Here is a 20345-nt window from a genome sequence, read left to right on the forward strand (position 1 = left end):
CGCCCCGCGCACCTGCGTGCCGCGGGGCGGGGCAGGGCTCAGGAGGGGACGGCCTTCTGGTCCGGGACGACGATCGCGGGCAGGTCGGCGAGGCCGGCCAGTGCCGCGTCGTGGACCTCGGCCGCCGCGACGGTGCCGTGCACGCCGGGCAGGGCCCGGGTGGCCGTGGCCGCCGCGACGACGGTCGGCACGTAGCCGCCGGAGAACGCGCTGCGCGCGGTGGAGTTCACGCACATGTGCGTCATGAACCCGGCGAGCACCAGGTCCTGGTAGCCCTCCAGCAGCTCCGCCAGCCCGGTGTGGACGAACGCGCTGGGGAAGTTCTTGGTCACCACGGCCTCGCCGTCGCGCGGGGCGACCGAGTCGTGGATGGCGCCGATCGGCGCGGTGACGTCGTACGGGCTGCCCTCGCCGGCGTCGTGCCGGATGTGGATGATCCGGGACCCGGCGGAGCGGGCGCGGTCGAGCAGCTCGGCCGCCTCCCCGAGGGCCGGCTCGACGTTCTCCAGCCGCATCACGCCCTCGGTGTAGGTGTTCTGCAGGTCGATCATGATGAGTGCGGAGCGGGACAGCGGGGCCGGTTCTGCCGGCAGGCCCATCAGCCCGCGCAGGGTGTGCGTCATCGGTGCTCCTCGGCCGGGGACGACCACGGCCCGGGACGGGTGTCCCGGGCCGTGGTGTGGAGTGGTCAGTCCTGCATCGCCCGGTACTCGTCGTCGGTGAACAGCCGCGAGCGGATCAGGAACCGGACGCCCTCCGGCGCCTCGACCGAGAACCCGCTGCCGCGTCCCTTGACGACGTCGACCGTGAGATGCGTGTGCTTCCAGTACTCGTACTGCGATGCCGACATCCAGAAGCCGATCGGCTTCCCGACACCGTCCACCTGCAGGTCTCCCAGGTGGACGTCCGAGTCGCCGGTCTTGAAGTCCCCGTCCGGGAAGCACATCGGGGCGCTGCCGTCGCAGCACCCACCGGACTGGTGGAACATCAGCGGACCGTGCAGGTCGGTGAGCCTGACCAGCAGATCGGCGGCGGCCGGCGTCAGCGTCACCCGCTCGGTCGGGGTGACGCCGACGTCCGGCTCACCCATCAGAAGAAGCCCAGCGCGTTCGGCGAGTAGCTCTGCAGGATGTTCTTGGTCTGCTGGTAGTGGTCCAGCATCATCTTGTGGTTCTCGCGCCCGATGCCGGACTGCTTGTAGCCACCGAAGGCCGCGTGCGCCGGGTAGGCGTGGTAGTTGTTCACCCACACCCGGCCGGCCTGGATCTCGCGGCCCGCGCGGTAGGCGGTGTTCGCGTCGCGGCTCCACACGCCGGCGCCGAGGCCGTAGAGCGTGTCGTTGGCGATCTTCATGGCGTCGTCGTAGTCGCTGAAGCGCGCGACCGACACGACCGGCCCGAAGATCTCCTCCTGGAAGATCCGCATCTGGTTGTTGCCCTCGAACACGGTCGGCTTGATGTAGTAGCCGCCCGCGAGGTCGCCGCCCAGCTCGGCCTTCTCGCCACCGGCGAGGACCTTGGCGCCCTCCTGCCGGCCGATGTCGATGTAGGAGAGGATCTTCTCGAACTGGTCGTTCGAGGCCTGCGCACCCATCATGACGTCGGTGTCGAGCGGGTTGCCCTGCTTGATCTGCTCGACGCGCTTGACGGCCTGCTCGATGAACTCGTCGTAGATGCCGCCCTGGACGAGGGCACGCGACGGGCAGGTGCAGACCTCGCCCTGGTTGAGGGCGAACATCGCGAAGCCCTCGAGCGCCTTGTCGTAGAAGGCGTCCTGCTGCGAGGCGACGTCGTCGAAGAAGATGTTGGGGCTCTTGCCACCCAGCTCCAGGGTGACCGGGATCAGGTTCTCCGAGGCGTACTGCATGATCAGCCGGCCGGTGGTGGTCTCACCGGTGAAGGCGATCTTGCGGATGCGCTTGTTCGACGCCAGCGGCTTGCCGGCCTCGACGCCGAAGCCGTTGACGACGTTCAGCACGCCCGGCGGGAGCAGGTCGGCGACCAGCTCGAGCAGCACGTGGATCGAGACCGGGGTCTGCTCGGCGGGCTTCAGGACGATCGCGTTGCCGGCGGCCAGCGCGGGGGCCAGCTTCCAGATCGCCATCAGGATCGGGAAGTTCCACGGGATGATCTGGCCGACGACGCCCAGCGGCTCGTGGAAGTGGTACGCGATGGTGTCGGCGTCGATCTCCGACGAGGTGCCCTCCTGCGCCCGGATCGCACCGGCGAAGTAGCGCAGGTGGTCGACGGCCAGCGGGATGTCGGCGGCCAGGGTCTCGCGGCAGGCCTTGCCGTTGTCCCAGGACTCGGCGATGGCGATCAGCTCGAGGTTGGCCTCGACCCGGTCGGCGATCTTGTTCAGGATGTTCGCGCGCTCGCCGGCGGAGGTCTTCCCCCAGGCCGGGGCGGCGGCGTGCGCGGCGTCGAGCGCCTTCTCCACGTCCTCCGCGGTGCCCCGGGCGACCTCGGTGAAGTTCTCACCGGTGATCGGGGTCGGGTTCTCGAAGTACTGGCCCTTCACCGGAGCGACGTACTCGCCGCCGATGAAGTGCTCGTAGCGCGGCTTGAAGGAGACGACGCTGCCCGGCTGACCGGGGTTGGCGTAGACGGCCATGAATGGTCCTTCCCTGAGGTGCTTCGTCGAACCGAGGGCGCGGTGCGGAACGCACGTTGCGCGTGACCGCCGACACTAGGAAGGTGGGGGTTGCACGGAAGTTGCACGCAGATGCGGAACCTGACCCTCCGGTGAGTACCGATGACGCGGATTCGATTCAGGTAAGGCAAAGCTGACCGTAAGGTGAGGACGTGGCAGCGCAGCACGCGGATCGCCGGGTGTACGAGCGGGCGCGCGACGCCGTGCTCGGCGGCTCCCCCGGTGCGCGCGGCGCCGGGGTCCGGCCCGAGGTCCGCGCCTCCTGGGCCCGCTCGCTGGCCGCGGCGGTCGACCCGGAACGCTCCCGCCCTCCGCACGACTACGACCGCGCCGAGCTCACCGACCGGCGGGCGGCGCACCCCCTCGCGTCCGTGCTGCCGGTGCTGCGCGACACGCTCACCGACGCCGCCGAGCAGGCCCGGCACATGATGATCGTGACCGACGAGCAGGGGCGGATCCTGTGGCGCGAGGGCGCCCGCGCGGTGCTGACCCGGGCCGAGCGGGTCGACCTCGTGGAGGGCACCCGGTGGAGCGAGGACGCCGTCGGGACCAACGCGATGGGCACCGCGCTGGCCGGCGCCGCCCCGGTCCGCATCCACTCCGCCGAGCACCTGGTCAGCGCCTACCACCCGTGGACCTGCGCAGCCGCCCCGGTGCGCGACCCGGCGACCGGACGGGTGGTGGGCACCGTCGACGTCACCGGGCCGGAGGAGAGCTTCCACCCGACGACGCTGGCGCTGGTCACCGCGGCCGCGCGGCTGGCCGAGCACCGGCTGCTGGCCATCGCCGAGGCCCACGACCGGCGGCTGCGCGAGGAGTACTGGCCGCACCTGACCCGGCTCGGCGGCACCCCGGGCGCGCTGCTGTCCGCGCACGGGCGGGTGCTGGCCGCGTCGCCGGGCAGCGAGTTCCCGGAGCGGATCGCCCTGCCCGACGGCGGGGACCGGGTCGTCGTCGACGGCGTCGCGGTCGGCGGGGTGCCGCTGGGCGGCGGGCCCGTCGCGGGGGTGCTGGAGCCGCTCGGCGAGGGCTGGCTGCTGCGGCTGCCCGCGGGCGGACCCGTCCGGACGGCCCTGACGCTGCCGCTGCTCGGGGCGCGCACCCCCGTCGTCGCCCGCCGGGACGGGCGCCCGGTGCGCCTGGGCCTGCGGCACGCCGAGGTCCTCGCGCTGCTGGCGCTGCACCCGGAGGGACTGACCGCCGACCAGCTCGCCGCCGCCCTCTACGGCGACGGCGGCCGCGCCATCACCGTGCGCGCCGAGGTGCACCGGCTGCGCCGCGCCGTCGGCGAGGACACCGTGCGCACCCAGCCCTACCGGCTCGTCGCCGAGGTCGACGCCGACTTCCTGCGGCTGCGCGCGGCGCTGCGGGAGGGCCGGATCCGCGACGCCGCGGCCGAGGCCGCCCGCGGACCGCTGCTGCCGACCTCGGACGCACCGGAGATCCGCCGGGCCCGCGAGCAGCTCGCCGTCGCCGTCCGGTCGGCGCTGCTGCGGGCCGACGACCCGGACGCGCTGTGGACCCTGGTCCGGGCCGGCCGGGGCGACGGCACCGACGACGAGGAGCTGCGCCACCGGCTGCGGGCGCTGCTGCCGTCGTCGGACCCGCGGCGCGACGAGCTCGGCTGAGCGCTCAGTCCGGGTCGGTGTGGTCGGGGATGCCGTCGTCGTCGGAGTCGGGCAGCCGCGGGTCCTCCTCACCGGCACGCACCGCCTCCAGCTGCGCGGACAGCGCCACCCCGGCCAGCAACGCGACCCCGGTGATGTTCGCCCAGATCAGCAGGGCCATCACCGCCGTCAGCGGGCCGTAGGTCTCACCGAAGGTGTCCGCGACGGCGACGTAGAGGCCCAGCAGCCCGGACGCGACCAGCCACAGCAGCACCGTGACCGCGGCCCCGGCCCCCAGCCAGGACAGTCCCGGCTGGCGACGGCGCGGCGCGAACCGCAGCAGCACCGTCACCGCGACGACGAGCAGCGCCAGCCCGACCGGCCAGCGCACGACGTCCCACACCGTCTCGGCGACCGCGCCCCACCGGTACACCTCGCGCACCGCGTCCCCGAACGGCTCCCCCGCCACGATCAGCAGCAGCCCGGCCGCCATCGCGACGCCCGCGGTGGCGGTGAGCGCCGCGGCACGCGCGTACTTGGCGAGCGCGGGCCGGTCCCGCTCGGTGCCGTAGATCCGGTTCGCGCCCCGCTCCAGCTGCGCGAACGCCGAGGTCGCCGCGGCGAACGCGGTGAGCAGGCCGAGCACGAGGACCAGCTCGCCGCGCTCGCCGGTGGGGGTGTCGTCGCGCTCGGCGGGCTCACCGGGGTCGTCCGGGTCGGCCTCCCCCGCCCCGGCACCGCGGACGGCGTCGGCGACCAGCTCGTCGCTGGTCCCGGGGGACAGCGCCAGCACCGTGCGGGCGACGACCTCCGAGGCCCCCTCGGCGCCCGCCGCGGCGGACAGCCCGACCCCGGCGATGATCAGCGGGACGGCGGCGAGCGCGAGCTGCAGGCCGAACGCGCGGGCGTGGGAGAAGCCGTCGCCGTAGCGGAAGCGCAGGAAGCCCGCGGACAGCAGGTGCCCGAGGCCGTAGCGGCGCAGCGTCTGGGCGGCGTCGTCGGCGGAGAGCTCCTCGCCGGTCATCAGCCGGGTCTCGGGGACCGGGCGCACCGAGCTCATGCGCAGAACCTAGCCGCAGGCGGGTGAGAATGACGCTCGTGGACACCCCGGCCCGGACCGACCGCTTCGACGAGCTGGTGGAGCGCGCGCGGGCGCTCGCCGCCGGACGACGACGGGCGGTGCTCGGCATCGCGGGCGCCCCCGGGGCCGGGAAGACGACCGTCGCGCTGGCCCTGGTCCGGGCGCTCGCCGCCACGCCCCCGGACGGGCTCGGCCCCGGCTGGGTCACCCACGTCCCGATGGACGGCTTCCACCTCGCCGACGTCGAGCTGGACCGGCTGGGCAGCCGTCACCGCAAGGGCGCCCCGGACACCTTCGACGCCGACGGCTACGCCGCGCTGCTCGCCCGGCTGCGGCTCACCCCCGACGACGGCGCGGGCCCGGTGTACGCCCCGGCGTTCGACCGCGAGATCGAGCAGCCCGTCGCCGGGTCGGTCCCGGTGCACCCGGAGTGCCGGCTCGTGGTCAGCGAGGGCAACTACCTGCTCCTCGACACCCCCGGCTGGCGGGCGGTGCGGGCCGGGTTCGACGCCGTCTGGTTCCACGAGACCGACGAGGCGCTCCGCCTAAAACGCCTGGTCGCACGGCACGTGCACTTCGGCAAGACACCGGAGGCCGCCCGGGCCTGGGTGGAACGGACCGACGAGCCGAACGCCCGGCTCGTCGAGGCGTCGCGGGACCGGGCCGACCTGGTCGTCGCGCTGCCCTCGGCGTAGGACCCGCACACGACGGCGGGCCGCCCCGGGAACTCCCGGGACGGCCCGCCGTCGTCATGCGTGGGTCTGTCTCACTCCTCGCCGGCCAGCGCGGTGGGCGGGGAGTCCGGCACCGGCTCGGACGGCTTGCGCTCACCACGGAAGGTGAACTTGGCCTTGTCCGACCAGGCGTTGGAGCCCTCCTCCGCGGAGGTGTCGAGGCCCTCGACGTCGACGATGACGATCTGCCCGGCCTCGATCTCGCCGAACAGGATCTTCTCCGACAGCTGGTCCTCGATCTCCCGCTGGATCGTCCGGCGCAGCGGCCGGGCGCCCAGGACCGGGTCGAACCCGCGGTGGGCCAGCAGCTTCTTGGCGGAGTCGGTGAGCTCGATGCCCATGTCCTTGTTCGCCAGCTGCTTCTCCACCCGCCCGATCATCAGGTCGACCATCTGGATGATCTGTTCCTGGTTGAGCTGGTGGAAGACGATGATGTCGTCGATGCGGTTGAGGAACTCCGGCCTGAAGTGCTTCTTCAGCTCGTCGTTGACCTTCGTCTTCATCCGCTCGTAGTTCGACTTCTCGTCGCCGCCGGAGGAGAAGCCCAGCCCCACGGCCTTCGAGATGTCCTGGGTGCCCAGGTTCGAGGTGAAGATCAGCACGGTGTTCTTGAAGTCGACCGTGCGTCCCTGACCGTCGGTGAGACGGCCGTCCTCGAGCACCTGCAGGAGCGTGTTGTAGATCTCCTGGTGCGCCTTCTCGATCTCGTCGAACAGCACCACCGAGAACGGCTTGCGCCGCACCTTCTCGGTGAGCTGGCCGCCCTCCTCGTAGCCGACGTACCCGGGAGGGGCACCGAACAGCCGCGAGGCGGTGTAGCGGTCGTGGAACTCACCCATGTCGATCTGGATGAGGGCGTCGTCCTCGCCGAACAGGAAGTTCGCGAGCGCCTTGGACAGCTCGGTCTTACCGACACCGGACGGGCCGGCGAAGATGAACGAGCCGGACGGGCGCTTCGGGTCCTTCAGACCGGCGCGGGTACGACGGATCGCCTGCGAGACGGAGCGGACGGCGTCCTCCTGGCCGATGATCCGCTTGTGGACCTCGTCCTCCATCTTGAGCAGACGGGTCGTCTCCTCCTCGGTCAGCTTGAACACCGGGATGCCGGTCCAGTTCCCCAGCACCTCGGCGATCTGCTCGCCGTCGACCTCCGCGACGACGTCGAGGTCGCCCGACTTCCACTGCTTCTCGCGCTCGGCCTTCTCGCCGAGCAGGGTCTTCTCCTGGTCGCGCAGGTGCGCGGCCCGCTCGAAGTCCTGCGCGTCGATCGCCGACTCCTTGTCCCGGCGGACGTTCGCGATCTTCTCGTCGAACTCCCGCAGGTCCGGCGGAGCCGTCATCCGGCGGATGCGCATCCGGGCGCCGGCCTCGTCGATCAGGTCGATCGCCTTGTCCGGCAGGAAGCGGTCGTTGATGTAGCGGTCGGCCAGCGTCGCGGCCGAGGCCAGTGCGTCGTCGGTGATCGTGACGCGGTGGTGCGCCTCGTACCGGTCACGCAGACCACGCAGGATCTCGATCGTGTGCTCGACCGACGGCTCGGACACCTGGATCGGCTGGAAGCGGCGCTCCAGCGCGGGGTCCTTCTCGACGTACTTGCGGTACTCGTCGAGCGTCGTCGCACCGATGGTCTGCAGCTCGCCGCGGGCCAGCATCGGCTTGAGGATCGAGGCGGCGTCGATCGCGCCCTCGGCGGCACCCGCACCCACCAGGGTGTGGATCTCGTCGATGAACAGGATGATGTCGCCGCGGGTGCGGATCTCCTTGAGCACCTTCTTGAGGCGCTCCTCGAAGTCACCGCGGTAGCGGGAACCGGCGACCAGCGAGCCCAGGTCGAGGGTGTAGAGCTGCTTGTCCTTCAGCGTCTCCGGGACCTCGCCCTTGACGATCGCCTGGCCGAGGCCCTCGACGGCGGCGGTCTTGCCGACGCCGGCCTCACCGATCAGCACCGGGTTGTTCTTGGTCCTCCGCGAGAGGACCTGCATGATCCGCTCGATCTCCTTCTCCCGGCCGATGACCGGGTCCAGCTTGCCCTCACGGGCCTGCTGGGTGAGGTTGCGACCGAACTGGTCCAGCACCAGCGACGAGGACGGGGTGCCCTCGCCACGGCCACCGGTGCCGCTCTCCTGCGGCTCCTTGCCCTGGTAGCCGGACAGCAGCTGGAGCACCTGCTGACGGACACGGTTGAGGTCGGCGCCCAGCTTGACCAGCACCTGGGCCGCGACGCCCTCGCCCTCGCGGATGAGCCCGAGCAGGATGTGCTCGGTCCCGATGTAGTTGTGGCCGAGCTGCAGCGCCTCGCGCAGCGACAGCTCCAGCACCTTCTTCGCCCGGGGGGTGAAGGGGATGTGCCCGGACGGGGCCTGCTGCCCCTGGCCGATGATCTCCTCGACCTGCTGTCGCACGCCCTCCAGAGCGATACCGAGGGACTCGAGCGCCTTCGCGGCGACGCCCTCTCCCTCGTGGATCAGGCCAAGGAGGATGTGCTCGGTCCCGATGTAGTTGTGGTTGAGCATCCGGGCCTCTTCCTGGGCCAGGACGACAACACGTCGCGCTCGGTCGGTGAACCTCTCGAACAATTCGCACTCCTTGCCTGCTGCGCCTCACTGACGGCGCGACCAGCATCTCCGTACGGTCCGGGCTCGCCCGAACCGACACTGCGCCCTCGCGTGACACCGCGCCAGGCCACCCTCACGGGAGACCTCATACCACTGTATCGGTCGAAGGGGCCCCGGCGCCTCCACCTGACGTGCACCGGGGTACGTGCCCGCAGTAACACGGGTGACACCTGCCGTGTTCCCGGCAGACGTCAGCCGGTCGTGGCGGCGGCCTCCTCGCGTTCCCGCTCGGCCGCCTTGAACTGCCGGAACCCCTCCTCGTCACGCCCGCGGCGCCAGTACCCGGAGATCGACAGGTCGTCCTTGGCGACGCCGCGCTCGCGGGTGAGGTGCCTGCGGAGTTCGCGCACGGCGATCGCCTCACCGTGCACGAAGGCGTGCACGCGCCCGGGGAGGAACTCCAGATCCGCGACGACGGCGGCCAGCTGCTCCGAGTCCGGGTCGCCCCCGGCGTCGGTGCGGTACAGCCACCGCACGTCCACCCCGGGGCCCGCGGGCACGTCGATCTCGTCGCCGGGACCGTCCACCTGCAGGACGGCGACGGCCGGCCGCCCGGCCGGGATCCGCTCGAGCGCGGCGCAGATCGCGGGCAGCGCGGCCTCGTCGCCGACGAGCAGGTGCCAGTCGGCGTCCGGGTCGGGGGCGTAGGCGCCGCCCGGGCCGAGCATCCGCAGCCGGTCGCCCGGGCGGGCGGCGGCCGCCCACGGGCCGGCGAGGCCGGTGTCGCCGTGGTGGACGAAGTCGATGACGAGCTCACCGGCGGCGTGGTCGAGCGAGCGGACGGTGTAGGTCCGCTGGGCGGGCCACCGGTCACGCGGCAGCTCGGCGTGCACCCGGTCCATGTCCAGCGGCTCGGGGTACTCGACGCCGGGGAGCGGGAAGAGGATCTTGACGTAGCGGTCGGTGTACTCCGTGACGGGGAACGCCGCCAGGCCGTCGCCACCGGCGACGACGCGCACCATGTGCGGGCTCAGGCGTTCGGTGCGGAGCACCCGGAGATTGGTGACGGGGCGGGCCATCAGGCTGCCTCCCAACGACGAGAGGGGAAGGGGCCGTCGCGACGGTACCCCTCCCCCGCCCCACTGGGTAAGGCAGACCTTAGTTCTCCTGGTGGTAGGCCTCGAGCACCTCGGCCGGGATGCGGCCGCGGTCCGAGACCTTCATCCCGCGGTTGCGGGCCCACTCGCGGATCGCCTGGTTCTGCTCGCGGTCGACCGACGGGCGGCGGGCCGCCGCGCCCGAGGAGCCGCTGCTGCGCCGGCGGGCCGCGCCACCGGCGCGACGGGCGGCCGCGACGTAGTCGGCGAGCACGTCGCGCAGCTTCTTCGCATTCCCGTCGGACAGGTCGATCTCGTAGTTGCGTCCGTCGAGACCGAACTCGATCGTCTCGTCAGCCGCGTCGCCGGTCAGATCGTCGACGAGCCGGACTTCCTTGATCTGCGCCATCTCCGCAGCCTCCCTGAATGGCCGAACACGTTCATGATGAGGGACCGGGGCGGACATCGGCGACTGCGCGATGCAATAGCAGGACGCAATATGAGGCCACCGGGTACCGGTTCCGACTCGAATCAGAGCGTATCCGAGAAATGTTCGTGGCGTCGACCTGGGTACGGAGAATACGGCGAAACGAGTTCGACACCACTCGTACGGGTCCGACAAACACGACGTCCCCGGTCGCTCTTCGCGGCCGGGGACGTCGTCGGATGTGCGTTCGGAACCGGTTCAGGACTCGCCGCGGACCAGCGGGAACAGGATCGTCTCGCGGATTCCGAGGCCGGTCAGCGTCATCAGGAGACGGTCGATACCCATTCCCATCCCACCGGTGGGCGGCATGCCGTACTCCATGGCGCGCAGGAAGTCCTCGTCGAGCTGCATGGCCTCCGGGTCGCCCGCCGCGGCCTTGAGCGACTGGGCGTGCAGGCGTTCCCGCTGCTCGACCGGGTCCACCAGCTCGGAGTAGGCCGTGGCCAGCTCCACGCCGAAGACGATGAGGTCCCAGGACTCCGACAACCGCGGGTCGTCGCGGTGCGCGCGGGTCAGCGGCCGCACCTCGACCGGGAAGTCGCGCACGAAGGTCGGCTCGTGCAGGGTGTGCTCGACGAGCTTCTCGAACAACTCGAGCACGATCTGTGCGGCCGTCGGATAATCGGTGATGTCGACGTCGTGGGTGTGCGCGATCCGCTGCAGTTCCGACAGTTCCGTGTCCGGCGTCACGTCCTGCCCGACGGCCTCGGACACCGATCCGTAGATGGTCACCGATCGCCACTCGCCACCGAGATCGTGCTCGGTGCCGTCGTGGTGGCGCACCGTGGTGGAACCGAACAGCGCCTGCGCCGAGGACTGGATCAGCTCCCGGGTCAGGACCGCCATGTCGTCGTAGGTCGCGTAGGCCTGGTAGGCCTCCAGCATCGCGAACTCCGGGGAATGCGTGGAGTCGATGCCCTCGTTCCGGAACACCCGGTTCAGCTCGAAGACGCGCTCGATACCACCGACCACGCAACGCTTCAGGAACAGCTCCGGTGCGATCCGCAGATACAGATCGGAGTCGAGTGCGTTCGCGTGCGTCACGAACGGACGCGCGGTGGCACCGCCGTGCAGGTTCTGCAGCATCGGCGTCTCGACCTCGATGAAGTCGCGGCCGGTGAGCGACTCGCGGACGGTCCGCAGCACGGTGGACCGCGCGCGCACGGTCTCGCGGGCCTGCGGGCGCAGGATGAGGTCGACGTAGCGCTGCCGGACCCGGTTCTCCTCGGAGAGCTCCTTGTGCGCGGTCGGCAGCGGCCGGACCGACTTCGCGGCGACCGTCCACTCGTCGACCATCACCGAGAGCTCGCCCCGTCGCGAGGTGATGACCTCACCGCGCACCGCGACGAAGTCACCCATGTCGACGACGGCCTTCCAGCCGGCCAGCGCCTCGGCCCCGACCCGGTCGAGCGAGAGCATGGCCTGCAGCTCGGTGCCGTCGCCCTCGCGCAGCGTCGCGAAGCACAGCTTGCCGGTGTTCCGCACGAAGATCACCCGGCCGGCGACGGCGACGGTCTCGCCCGTCGCGGTGTCCGCGGGCAGGTCCGGGTGGGCGTCGCGGACCTGGCGCAGCGAGTGCGTGCGGGGGACCTCGACGGGGTACGGGTCGGTGCCCGCGGCGATCAGCTCCGCGCGCTTGGCCCGGCGGACCCGCATCTGCTCGGGGAGGTCGGCCTCGGTCGCCGGGTCGGACGGGGTGCCGGGAGTGTTCACGACTCGTCAGGCTATCGGCGGTACCCCCGGGGCCCCGCCGTCACCCCCGCCTGCTGCTGGCGGGGTGTGGAGCACGGCGAGGGCGACCCGACGCGGGGCGCGGCGGTCTACCGTGCGAGGTGTGACCGACGAGGGGGTGGCACGGGGGCGCACGTTCGGGGCCGTCGCCCGTGCCTACGACGACCACCGTCCCGGCTACCCCGACGCCGCCGTCGACCTGGCGCTGGCCGGGGCCGGACCGGGACCGGTGCGGGTCCTCGACCTGGGCGCGGGCACCGGGAAGCTGACCCGCACCCTGCTCGCGCGCGGGCTCGACGTCGTCGCGGTCGAGCCGGACGCGGCGATGCTCGCGGTGCTGCGCGAACGCACCCCCGGCGCCGACGCCCGGACCGGGTCCGCCGAACGGATCCCGCTGCCCGACGGCGACGTCGACGCCGTCCTGGTCGGGCAGGCGCTGCACTGGTTCGACCTGGACGTCGCCGTCCCCGAGATCGCCCGGGTGCTGCGTCCCGGCGGGCTGCTGGCCGGGCTGTGGAACAGCGGGGATCCTGACGTCGCCTGGGTCCACGAGCTGGGCGGGGTGGGCGAGCGCGGGCGACGGGTTCCCGGTAATGCGGCCGGCGGCGGCGACCCGGCCCGGCTCCCCGACGAGCCCTGGTTCACCGACGCGCACCAGGAGCAGGTCACGTGGTCGCGGGCGACCGGCGTCGAGGAACACGTCGCCGACATCGCCACGCACTCCTGGGCGATGCTCAGCACCCCCGCCGAACGCGACGCGGTGTTCGCCGCCGTGCGCGCCTTCCTCACCGGGCGGGTCGCCGACGCCGACGGCCGGTTCGCGATGCCGATGCGCACCATCGTGTGGCGGGCGCGCCGCGCCTGAACCGGCTCAGCGGGCGCGGTGGTGGCGCAGGTGGGTCAGCCGCAGCCCGTGCAGCGTCAGGTCGGGGACGTGGTGGGTGACCGTGTCCGCGCGGCCGTACACCAGCTCCGCGAGACCGCCGGTGACGATCACGGTGACCGGCAGCGCGTCCGGGCCCAGCTCGGCGAGGATCCGGCGGACCAGCCCGTCGACCTGCCCGGCAGCGCCGTAGAGCACCCCGGCCTGGACGGCCTCGACCGTCGTCCGGCCGATCACCGAGCGCGGCTCGACCAGGTCCACCGGCCGCAGCGACGACGCCCGCTCGGCCAGCGCCTGCATCGCGATGTCGATGCCCGGGGCCAGCGCCCCGCCGAGGAACTCGCCCTTCGCGGTGACGACGTCGATGTTCGTGCAGGTCCCGAGGTCGACGCAGATGCAGGTGGTGCCGAACAGGTGGTGCGCGGCGAGCGAGTTCACGACCCGGTCCGCGCCCACCTCGCGCGGGTGGTCCACCAGCAGCGGCACGCCCGTCCGCACCCCCGGTCCGACGACGAGCGTCCGCATCCGGTCCGACCAGCGCGAGAGCAGCGTCCGCAGCTCCCGCGACGGTCCGGGCACCGTGGACAGCGCGGCGACCGCGGTGACCTCGGGGAAGTGCGCGCCGAGCATCCCGGTGACGGTCAGGTCCAGCTCGTCGGCGGTCGCGGAGGTGTCGGTGCGCAGCCGCCAGCGCCGCTCCGGCTCCGGGTCGAGCGCCTCCGCACCCGTCCCGGTGTCGGGGTAGAGCCCCAGCGAGACGTGGGTGTTCCCGACGTCGATGCAGAGCAGCACCGTGTCGTCCTCAGCGGGCCGCGCTGGTCAGCAGGCCCGAACCCGCCGGGGCGTGCCCGGGGTCGGCGCCCAGGTCGGCGATCCGGTTGTCGGCGTCGACGAAGACGACGCGCGGGGTGTAGTCGCGCAGCTCGGCCTCGTCGTAGGAGCCGTAGGAGATCAGGATGACCAGGTCACCGGGGTGCACCAGGTGCGCGGCGGCGCCGTTGATGCCGATCACCCCGGAGCCGGGCTCGCCGGTGATCACGTAGGTCTCCAGGCGGGCACCGTTGGTGATGTCGACGATGCTGACCTGCTCGCCCTCGAGCAGGTCGGCGGCCGCCATGAGGTCGGCGTCGACGGTGACCGATCCGACGTAGTGCAGGTCGGCCTGCGTCACGGTGGCGCGGTGGATCTTGGACTTCATCATCGTGCGGTTCACGGCGGTTCTCCTCGGGACGCGGTCAGAACGCGATGGGGGCGTTGTCGATCAGGCGGGTGGCGCCGACCCGGGCGGCGACGAGCAGGCGGCCGTCCCCGGCGCCCGGGGCGGGGGCCGGTCCGAGGTCGGTGTCGCGCAGCTCGAGGTAGTCGACGTCGACCTCCGGCTCGGTCGCCAGCTCGGCGCGGGCGGCGTCCAGCACGGCGTCGTGCCCGCGGACCGACACCGCGGCACCGGCGGCGAGCGCGCGCGACAGCACGGCGGCGGCGCGGCGCTGCCCGGGCTCGAGGTAGACGTTGCGCGAGGACAGGGCCAGGCCGTCGTCCTCGCGGACGGTCGGGACGCCGACGACCCGGGTCGGGAAGTCCAGGTCGCGCACCATCCGGCGGATCAGCGTCAGCTGCTGGTAGTCCTTCTCGCCGAACAGCGCGACGTCCGGGCCGACGATGTGGAACAGCTTCGACACGACGGTCAGGACGCCGTCGAAGTGCCCCTTCCGGGAGGCGCCATCCAGCTCGTCGCCGAGCGGCCCGGCGGTGACGCGGGTCTGCGAGCCCGGCGGGTACATGTGCTCGACCTGCGGGGTGAACACCAGCTCGACGCCCTCGTCGCGGCAGGCGTCGAGGTCGGCCTCGATCGGGCGCGGGTAGCGGTCGAGGTCCTCGCCCGCGCCGAACTGCAGCGGGTTCACGAAGATCGACACGACCGGGACGACGGCGCCGGGGATCCGCTTCGCGTGCCGGATCAGCTCGCGGTGGCCCTCGTGCAGGGCGCCCATCGTGGGGATGAGGACGACCTTGCGGCCCGCGCCGCGCAGCGCGCGGGTGACCGCGGCGAGCTTCGCCGGGTCGGCGTGCACGGTCAGCCGGCCGGTGCCGTAGCCGTTCCGGGTGGAGCCGGGGGTGCTCACTTCTCCTCCAGTGCGGTCTCGATGTCGCGGACGCCGTCGGGGCCGAGGAGCCCGGCGGCGGCGGCGCGGTGGGCGGTGCGCCCGGCCAGCGCTCGGTAGACGGCGGCCAGGTCGGCGTCGGCGTCGGCGATGTGCTCCAGGTGGGTCCGGACGGTGCCGGCGTCGCCGCGGGCGACCGGTCCGGTCAGCGCGCGGTCGCCGTGGCGCAGCGCGTTGTCCAGCGCGGCCGACAGCAGCGGCGCGACGAGCCGCTCCGCGGGCCGGATGCCCGCGGTCTCCAGCAGCTGCACGCAGTCCCCGACCAGGGTGGTCAGGTGGTTGGCGCCGTGGGCGAGCGCGGCGTGGTAGAGCGGGCGCATCGCCTCGGGGATGCGGACGGGCTCGGCCGACATCTCCAGCACGAGTGCCTCGGCGACGCTCCAGCCGACGGCGTCGCGCGGGTCGCCGTGCTCCGGGTCGCCGGGCGCGGTGACGCCGATGCAGCAGGCGGCGAGCCGGTCGACGTCCTCGGGGCGGCCGGTCACCGTCATCGCCGGGTGCAGCGCCAGCGGCAGCACACCCCGCTCCGTCGCCGGGTCCAGCACCGCGACGCCGCGCGACCCCGCCGTGTGGACGGCGATCTGGCCCGGGCGGAAGCATCCGGCGGCGGCGAGGCCACGGACCAGGCCGGGCAGCACGTCGTCGGGGACGGCGAGCAGGACCAGGTCGGCGCGCGAGCAGACCTCGTCCGGCGGGAGCAGGGGGACGTCGGGGAGCAGGGTCTCCGCCCGGCGCACCGAGGCCTGCGAGACCCCGGAGGCGGCGACGACGTGGTGGCCCGCGCGGGCGAGCGCGGCGCCCAGCACCGCACCGACCCGACCGGCCGAGACCACCCCGACCGCGAGCCGCGCGGGGCGACCGCCATCGATCGCAGAGTCCATCACGAGAATCCGTTTCCTCCCGTTCCGGTCCTGGTGGGGTACCGGTCGGGCAATCCGCGGGTGGCGCGACCTCCGGTGGCCGCGCGCCGGACGCGAGGGTAGACGGGCGCCGGGTGGCGGGGCGTGCTCCTGAGACCGGCCTCACCCCGGCCCCGTCGGTGATCGACGGTTGTGGAGTTCGGCGCCCGCCTCGCGAACGCTCCGCTCCACAACCGGTGATCATGGGACGGAGTGGGGGCGGGCGGGCGGTCCCCGGCGCCCGGATCGGCCCCGGATCGGCCCGGGTCACCGGGCGGCGGGACGGTCCGGGTCGTCGTCGGGGCGGAGCATCGGACGGGTGGGGCCGGGGTCGGACGGGTTGTCGTGGTGGCGGCCGCGGGCTTCGGCGGCGGGTGGTTCCGGACGGCGGACGGCACGGGTGAGGTGCTCGTCGCCTCCCCCCGGGGCGGGTCCGGCTGCGCCGGGGACCGCGGGGCCCGGCGCCGGCGAGGCGGACGGTGCCGGACCGGACACCGGGGAACCGGGCTGCTGGTGGCCGGGCTGCTGGTGGCCGGGCTGCTGGTGTCCGGGCTGCTGGTGTCCGGGTGACGGCGAGCCCGCTCCCCGGCCGCCGGGGACCGGACCGGGCCCGGCACCCGGGTGGCCGGGACGTCGGGCCGGCTCCTGCGGACGGCCGGGCACGCCCGGGCCGTCGGAGCGGGCCTCGGGATCGGCCGCCCCCGGACCGCGCGGGCCGGCGGGACGGGCGCCGCCGGGCGGCCCCGGGGCGTACGGGGCGGGCGGGGTGGGGGTCCGCGGCGCGCCCGACCACGGAGCGGCCCGCGGTCCCTCGGGGCGCCCCCAGGGCGCCGCGGTCATGAGTGTGTCCGGGCCGGGCGGGAGCGGCGGCACGGCGGGCCCCGCGGAGGAGGACGCGCCGCCGCCGTCGGGGAAGGTCGGGATGCGGAACTGGCCGGAGAAGCTGCCGTCCGGCGCGGCCGGGGGCGGCGGCTCCCAGCCCGACGGACGCTTCCGCGCCCAGGCCGCGACCAGCGCCTCCGGCACCCCGACGGCGACGGCGCGGGCCCGCAGCACCGCGGCCAGCTTCTCGTCGTGCAGGGCGTGGGCGCTCTCCCGCACCGCGCCGCGCGCGATCCGGTTCCGCATGAACGCCAGCTCGGTGACCGCGGACTGGTACTCGGCGACGGCCTTCGCCGCGGCCGGGCCGGAGCGGCGCCGCACCAGCGTGCGCCAGCCCTTCCGCCGGGACAGCCGGGCCAGCAGCGTCACCTCGCTCGGCGCGATCCAGCCCGCGGCGGCGAAGCCGGGCAGCTGCGCGGCCACGATCCGCGCCTCGCGGCGACGGGCGAACACCACGAGCAGGATCAGCCCGACGAAGATCGGGACCATCACGAACAGGTAGATCTGGAAGAAGCCGCCGGGCGTCGCGGCCAGCACCGACGCGCCGTTCCACAGCGCGTGCAGCACCACCGCGGCGACGTAGCCGGCGATCATCGCCAGCACCCGCACCCCGATGCTGCGGCTGGTCACCGCGATCCCGGCGGCGATGCCGATCATGCAGGTGAACAGCGGGTGCGCGAACGGCGAGGCGACGCCGCGGACGAACAGCGTCGCGAGCACGCCCGCCGACTCCGGCTCGGACACCGCGCGGCCCAGGTAGAGGATGTTCTCGCTGAACGCGAACCCGGCCGCGACGATCCCGGCGTAGACGACGCCGTCGACGATCCCGTCGAACTCGCGGCGCCGGAACACCAGCAGCCCGACCAGGAACAGGCCCTTGGTGAACTCCTCGACGACCGGGGCGACCACGACCGGGCCGAACAGGTCGCCCGCGCCGCGCCCGGCGGCCGCGTCGAGCACCGCCGAGGCGCTCGTGTTGATCAGCAGGGCGACCAGCGCGGCGAACCCGGCGCCCCAGAGGAACGCGCCCATCAGCATCCGCGGCGGCTCGGGCTCCCAGCGGTCCACCCAGAGGAACGCCGCCACCACCGGCACGACCGGCAGCAGCGCGGCCAGGGTCCCGACGATCACCCCCGGCGTCCCGATCGCGCGTTGCAGCACCCCGATCGTGATCACCGCGAGCAGGGCCAGCACCACCAGGCCCACGACCGGCAGCAGCACGCCCCGTCGCTTGGCGGACGGCGCCGGCACCGGGGCGTACGGGCGGCCGAGCGTCGGGGACGTCATGACCGTCCAGCGTAGAGAACCGGCCCGGTCCGCGCGGGGGGACGCGCCTCAGCCCGCGCGGATCCCACCGTCGGTGTCGTCCGGGTCGTCGGGGGACCGGCAGCAGTACTCCAGCCAGAACGCGGCGCCGACCAGCAGTAGCGCGCTGACCACGCCGACCCCGGCGACGACGCTGTCCCGGAACGCGGCCACCACGACCGCGGCCCGCGGCAGGGTGTGCATCAGCACGCCCACCCACAGCCCGGCGACCACCGCGCCGCCGACCGCGGAGGCCTTGGCGAGCAGCACCGCCCGGGCCGCGACGAGCGGCGGTACCGGGACGGCCCCGTTCCGGCGCTCGATCCGGCGCCGCAGCACGACCCCGCCCGCGGCCTCGGCGGCGGCGAGGACCGCGACGACGACCGCCGCGGCGACCGGCAGCGTCGGCAGCGACCCGTAGGTCAGCTGGACGAGAATGTTGCCGAGCAGGGCCGCGACCACGGCGATCGCGGCGACGTCGCGGACCCGGGTCGGGCGGACGGTCGGGCGCGGGTCGTCGTCCGGGCCGCGGCCGGGGCGCCGTCCGCCCGGTCCGGGCGCGGTCACGCCGGGTCCCGCAGGACGACGTCGTCACGGCGGTGCACGCCGGCACGGCCGTCCGGGCCGAGCCGGTCCAGCAGGTCGGCGACCGGCCCGTGCCCGTGCAGGACGGCGCCGGGCTCGGCGAGCAGCCACGGCAGCAGCACGGTGGCCCGGTCGGGGGTGCCCGGGTGCGGCAGGAGCAGCTCCGGGTCGTCCGAGGTGACCGGGGCGCCGTCGTCGGTCACCTGCACCACGTCGACGTCGAGGGTGCGCGGGCCCCACCGCTGCTCGCGGACCCGGCCCGAGGCGTCCTCGAGGGCCTGCCCGCGGCGCAGCCAGCCCCACGCGTCGAGCGCCGGGTCGTCCGCGACCAGCACCGCGTTGAGGAAGTCCGGCTGGTCGGTCACGCCCCACGGCGCCGTCTCGAACACCGGCGACACCGCCACGACGGCCGCCCCCAGGTCCGCGACGACCGTGCGCAGGTGCGCGGCCCGGTCGCCCAGGTTGGAGCCGAGGGACAGGACCGCGCGGGTCACGCCCGGCTCCGGGTCAGGACGACCGCGACGTCGTCGAAGGTCAGCGGGATCGGCGCCGACGGCTTGTGCAGCGTCACCTCGACGGCGGCGACCCGGGCGTCGGAGTCCAGCACGGCCTGCGCGATCTCCCCGGCGACGGCCTCGATGAGGTCACGGGCCGGACCGCCGACGATGCCCGCGGCCAGCTCGGCGAGCTCGCCGTAGTGCAGCGTGTCGGCCAGGTCGTCGGAGGCGGCGGCGGGCGCGAGGTCGGCGTGCACCACCAGGTCGACGACGAACTCCTGGCCGTCGCGGCGCTCGTGGTCGAACACGCCGTGGTTCCCGCGGACCCGCAGACCCCGTAGCTCGATCCGGTCGCTCACCGCCCGGTCTCCCGCGGGGTGCGGGCGCGCGAGGCGCCGAGCCGGCAGGCGGCGGCGACCGCGATGGCGTCCATCGTGGACTCGACGTCGTGCACCCGCACGCCCCAGGCGCCCGCGTTGGCGGCGAGCGCGCTGACCGCGGCGGTCGCGATGTCGCGGCCCGGCGGGGTGCGCGGCTCGCCCTCGGCCGAGGCCAGCAGCTCGCCGAGGAACCGCTTGCGCGAGGCCCCGACCAGCACCGGGAAGCCCAGGTCGACGAACACGTCGAGCCGGCGCAGCAGGGCCCAGTTGTGCGAGGCGTTCTTGGCGAACCCGAGACCGGGGTCGAGCACGATGCGGCCGGGGTCGACCCCGGCCATCACGGCGTGGTCGACCCGGGCGACGAGCTCGGACCGGACCTCGCCGATCACGTCCTCGTAGCCCGCGAGCTGCTGCATGCCGGCGCTGTGCCCGCGCCAGTGCATGATCACCCAGGGCGTCCGCGCCTCGGCGACGACCGCGGCCATCCGCGGGTCGGCCAGGCCGCCGGAGACGTCGTTGACCATCGCCGCACCGGCCTCGACGCAGGCCTGCGCGACCTCGGACCGGGTCGTGTCGACGCTGACCCGCACGCCCGCGGCGACGAGCTCGCGCACCACCGGCAGGACGCGGTCCCGCTCGGTCGCGGCGTCGATCCGCTGCGCGCCGGGCCGGGTCGACTCCCCGCCGACGTCGACGAGGTCGGCCCCGGCGTCGCGCATCGCGACGCCGTGCGCGACGGCGTGCGACCGGTCGACGTAGCGGCCGCCGTCGGAGAACGAGTCGGGGGTGACGTTCAGGATCCCCATGA

At 73.8% G+C, this 20345-nt stretch carries 20 protein-coding genes; 3 read left to right on the forward strand and 17 right to left on the reverse strand.

Annotated elements, in window-relative coordinates; all coding sequences use genetic code 11:
* Positions 1–38: 38 nt before the first annotated feature.
* From KPL60_RS29645 to KPL60_RS29655, 3 genes are all read right to left on the reverse strand, one after another.
* Positions 39–623 (reverse strand): cysteine hydrolase family protein, encoded by a 585-nt coding sequence (locus KPL60_RS29645; protein ID WP_226367857.1) that lies wholly within the window; start codon positions 621–623, stop codon positions 39–41.
* Positions 624–688: 65 nt separating this feature from the next.
* Positions 689–1090 (reverse strand): DUF779 domain-containing protein, encoded by a 402-nt coding sequence (locus tag KPL60_RS29650; RefSeq protein ID WP_226354141.1) that lies wholly within the window; start codon positions 1088–1090, stop codon positions 689–691.
* Positions 1090–2613 carry an aldehyde dehydrogenase family protein gene (locus tag KPL60_RS29655; protein ID WP_100878912.1) on the reverse strand — a complete coding sequence of 508 codons (1524 nt, stop codon included), beginning with the start codon at positions 2611–2613 and terminating at the stop codon, positions 1090–1092. The genes KPL60_RS29650 and KPL60_RS29655 overlap by 1 nt, the downstream gene beginning before the upstream one ends.
* A 191-nt stretch (positions 2614–2804) precedes the next feature.
* Here KPL60_RS29655 and KPL60_RS29660 point away from each other — a divergent pair, with 191 nt between their 5' ends.
* Complete coding sequence (locus tag KPL60_RS29660) at positions 2805–4280, forward strand: helix-turn-helix domain-containing protein (RefSeq protein ID WP_226354142.1); 1476 nt, start codon at positions 2805–2807, stop codon at positions 4278–4280.
* 4 nt (positions 4281–4284) lie between these two features.
* On the opposite strand, the gene KPL60_RS29665 is transcribed toward KPL60_RS29660, so the two are convergent.
* Positions 4285–5319: a YihY/virulence factor BrkB family protein gene (locus KPL60_RS29665; protein ID WP_226367858.1), complete on the reverse strand. Its 1035-nt coding sequence runs from the start codon at positions 5317–5319 to the stop codon at positions 4285–4287.
* Between the two features lie 29 nt (positions 5320–5348).
* Here KPL60_RS29665 and KPL60_RS29670 point away from each other — a divergent pair, with 29 nt between their 5' ends.
* Entirely contained in the window at positions 5349–6035 is a 687-nt protein-coding gene (locus KPL60_RS29670; protein WP_226367859.1) for a nucleoside/nucleotide kinase family protein, read from the forward strand.
* 71 nt (positions 6036–6106) lie between these two features.
* Here the strand turns inward: KPL60_RS29670 and KPL60_RS29675 are convergent, their stop codons facing one another.
* The 4 genes from KPL60_RS29675 to lysS all read right to left on the reverse strand — a co-directional run bounded on the left by KPL60_RS29675 (position 6107) and on the right by lysS (position 11869).
* Entirely contained in the window at positions 6107–8650 is a 2544-nt protein-coding gene (locus KPL60_RS29675) for an ATP-dependent Clp protease ATP-binding subunit (protein WP_226354145.1), read from the reverse strand.
* 230 nt (positions 8651–8880) lie between these two features.
* Entirely contained in the window at positions 8881–9708 is an 828-nt protein-coding gene (locus KPL60_RS29680; RefSeq protein WP_226367860.1) for a siderophore-interacting protein, read from the reverse strand.
* 79 nt (positions 9709–9787) lie between these two features.
* Complete coding sequence (locus KPL60_RS29685; protein WP_226367861.1) at positions 9788–10135, reverse strand: Lsr2 family protein; 348 nt, start codon at positions 10133–10135, stop codon at positions 9788–9790.
* Positions 10136–10411: 276 nt separating this feature from the next.
* Positions 10412–11869, reverse strand: coding sequence for a lysine--tRNA ligase (gene lysS / locus KPL60_RS29690; RefSeq protein WP_226356594.1), 1458 nt, complete (start codon positions 11867–11869; stop codon positions 10412–10414).
* 178 nt (positions 11870–12047) lie between these two features.
* On the opposite strand from lysS, the gene KPL60_RS29695 reads away from it, so the two are divergent.
* Positions 12048–12809: a class I SAM-dependent methyltransferase gene (locus KPL60_RS29695; RefSeq protein ID WP_226367862.1), complete on the forward strand. Its 762-nt coding sequence runs from the start codon at positions 12048–12050 to the stop codon at positions 12807–12809.
* Between the two features lie 6 nt (positions 12810–12815).
* On the opposite strand, the gene KPL60_RS29700 is transcribed toward KPL60_RS29695, so the two are convergent.
* The 9 genes from KPL60_RS29700 to folP form a co-directional block, all read right to left on the reverse strand.
* Entirely contained in the window at positions 12816–13619 is an 804-nt protein-coding gene (locus KPL60_RS29700) for a type III pantothenate kinase (protein WP_226367863.1), read from the reverse strand.
* A gap of 10 nt (positions 13620–13629) precedes the next feature.
* On the reverse strand, positions 13630–14040 hold the full coding sequence (gene panD / locus KPL60_RS29705; RefSeq protein WP_226354149.1) for an aspartate 1-decarboxylase: 411 nt from the start codon (positions 14038–14040) through the stop codon (positions 13630–13632).
* Between the two features lie 22 nt (positions 14041–14062).
* On the reverse strand, positions 14063–14950 hold the full coding sequence (gene panC / locus KPL60_RS29710; protein ID WP_226367864.1) for a pantoate--beta-alanine ligase: 888 nt from the start codon (positions 14948–14950) through the stop codon (positions 14063–14065).
* Complete coding sequence (locus KPL60_RS29715) at positions 14947–15870, reverse strand: Rossmann-like and DUF2520 domain-containing protein (RefSeq protein WP_226354151.1); 924 nt, start codon at positions 15868–15870, stop codon at positions 14947–14949. Before KPL60_RS29715 ends, panC begins: the two co-directional genes overlap by 4 nt.
* A gap of 285 nt (positions 15871–16155) precedes the next feature.
* The gene (locus KPL60_RS29720; protein WP_226367865.1) at positions 16156–18057 is read right to left on the reverse strand and encodes a PrsW family intramembrane metalloprotease; all 1902 of its coding nucleotides are present in this window, start codon (positions 18055–18057) and stop codon (positions 16156–16158) included.
* Positions 18058–18105: 48 nt separating this feature from the next.
* Positions 18106–18642, reverse strand: coding sequence for a DUF3180 domain-containing protein (locus KPL60_RS29725; protein ID WP_226354152.1), 537 nt, complete (start codon positions 18640–18642; stop codon positions 18106–18108).
* Positions 18639–19154, reverse strand: a complete 516-nt coding sequence (folK, locus tag KPL60_RS29730; RefSeq protein WP_226367866.1) for a 2-amino-4-hydroxy-6-hydroxymethyldihydropteridine diphosphokinase — start codon at positions 19152–19154, stop codon at positions 18639–18641. Before folK ends, KPL60_RS29725 begins: the two co-directional genes overlap by 4 nt.
* On the reverse strand, positions 19151–19516 hold the full coding sequence (folB, locus tag KPL60_RS29735) for a dihydroneopterin aldolase (RefSeq protein WP_073576766.1): 366 nt from the start codon (positions 19514–19516) through the stop codon (positions 19151–19153). Before folB ends, folK begins: the two co-directional genes overlap by 4 nt.
* Entirely contained in the window at positions 19513–20343 is an 831-nt protein-coding gene (folP, locus tag KPL60_RS29740; protein WP_226356595.1) for a dihydropteroate synthase, read from the reverse strand. Before folP ends, folB begins: the two co-directional genes overlap by 4 nt.
* Between the last annotated feature and the right edge of the window lie 2 nt (positions 20344–20345).

Origin of the sequence: Pseudonocardia sp. ICBG162 (genome assembly GCF_020496225.1) — a bacterium.
In the GTDB taxonomy this organism is placed as follows: Bacteria; Actinomycetota; Actinomycetes; order Mycobacteriales; family Pseudonocardiaceae; genus Pseudonocardia; species Pseudonocardia alni.

Bases quoted from the DNA above. Each gene is read 5' to 3' on its own strand.
- KPL60_RS29645 (WP_226367857.1), bottom strand. From the start codon at position 623: ATGACGCACACCCTGCGCGGGCTGATGGGCCTGCCGGCAGAACCGGCC.
- KPL60_RS29650 (WP_226354141.1), bottom strand. From the start codon at position 1,090: ATGGGTGAGCCGGACGTCGGCGTCACCCCGACCGAGCGGGTGACGCTG.
- KPL60_RS29655 (WP_100878912.1), bottom strand. From the start codon at position 2,613: ATGGCCGTCTACGCCAACCCCGGTCAGCCGGGCAGCGTCGTCTCCTTC.
- KPL60_RS29665 (WP_226367858.1), bottom strand. From the start codon at position 5,319: ATGAGCTCGGTGCGCCCGGTCCCCGAGACCCGGCTGATGACCGGCGAG.
- KPL60_RS29670 (WP_226367859.1), top strand. From the start codon at position 5,349: ATGACGCTCGTGGACACCCCGGCCCGGACCGACCGCTTCGACGAGCTG.
- KPL60_RS29680 (WP_226367860.1), bottom strand. From the start codon at position 9,708: ATGGCCCGCCCCGTCACCAATCTCCGGGTGCTCCGCACCGAACGCCTG.
- KPL60_RS29685 (WP_226367861.1), bottom strand. From the start codon at position 10,135: ATGGCGCAGATCAAGGAAGTCCGGCTCGTCGACGATCTGACCGGCGAC.
- lysS (WP_226356594.1), bottom strand. From the start codon at position 11,869: ATGCGGGTCCGCCGGGCCAAGCGCGCGGAGCTGATCGCCGCGGGCACC.
- KPL60_RS29715 (WP_226354151.1), bottom strand. From the start codon at position 15,870: ATGGACTCTGCGATCGATGGCGGTCGCCCCGCGCGGCTCGCGGTCGGG.
- KPL60_RS29720 (WP_226367865.1), bottom strand. From the start codon at position 18,057: ATGACGTCCCCGACGCTCGGCCGCCCGTACGCCCCGGTGCCGGCGCCG.
- folP (WP_226356595.1), bottom strand. From the start codon at position 20,343: ATGGGGATCCTGAACGTCACCCCCGACTCGTTCTCCGACGGCGGCCGC.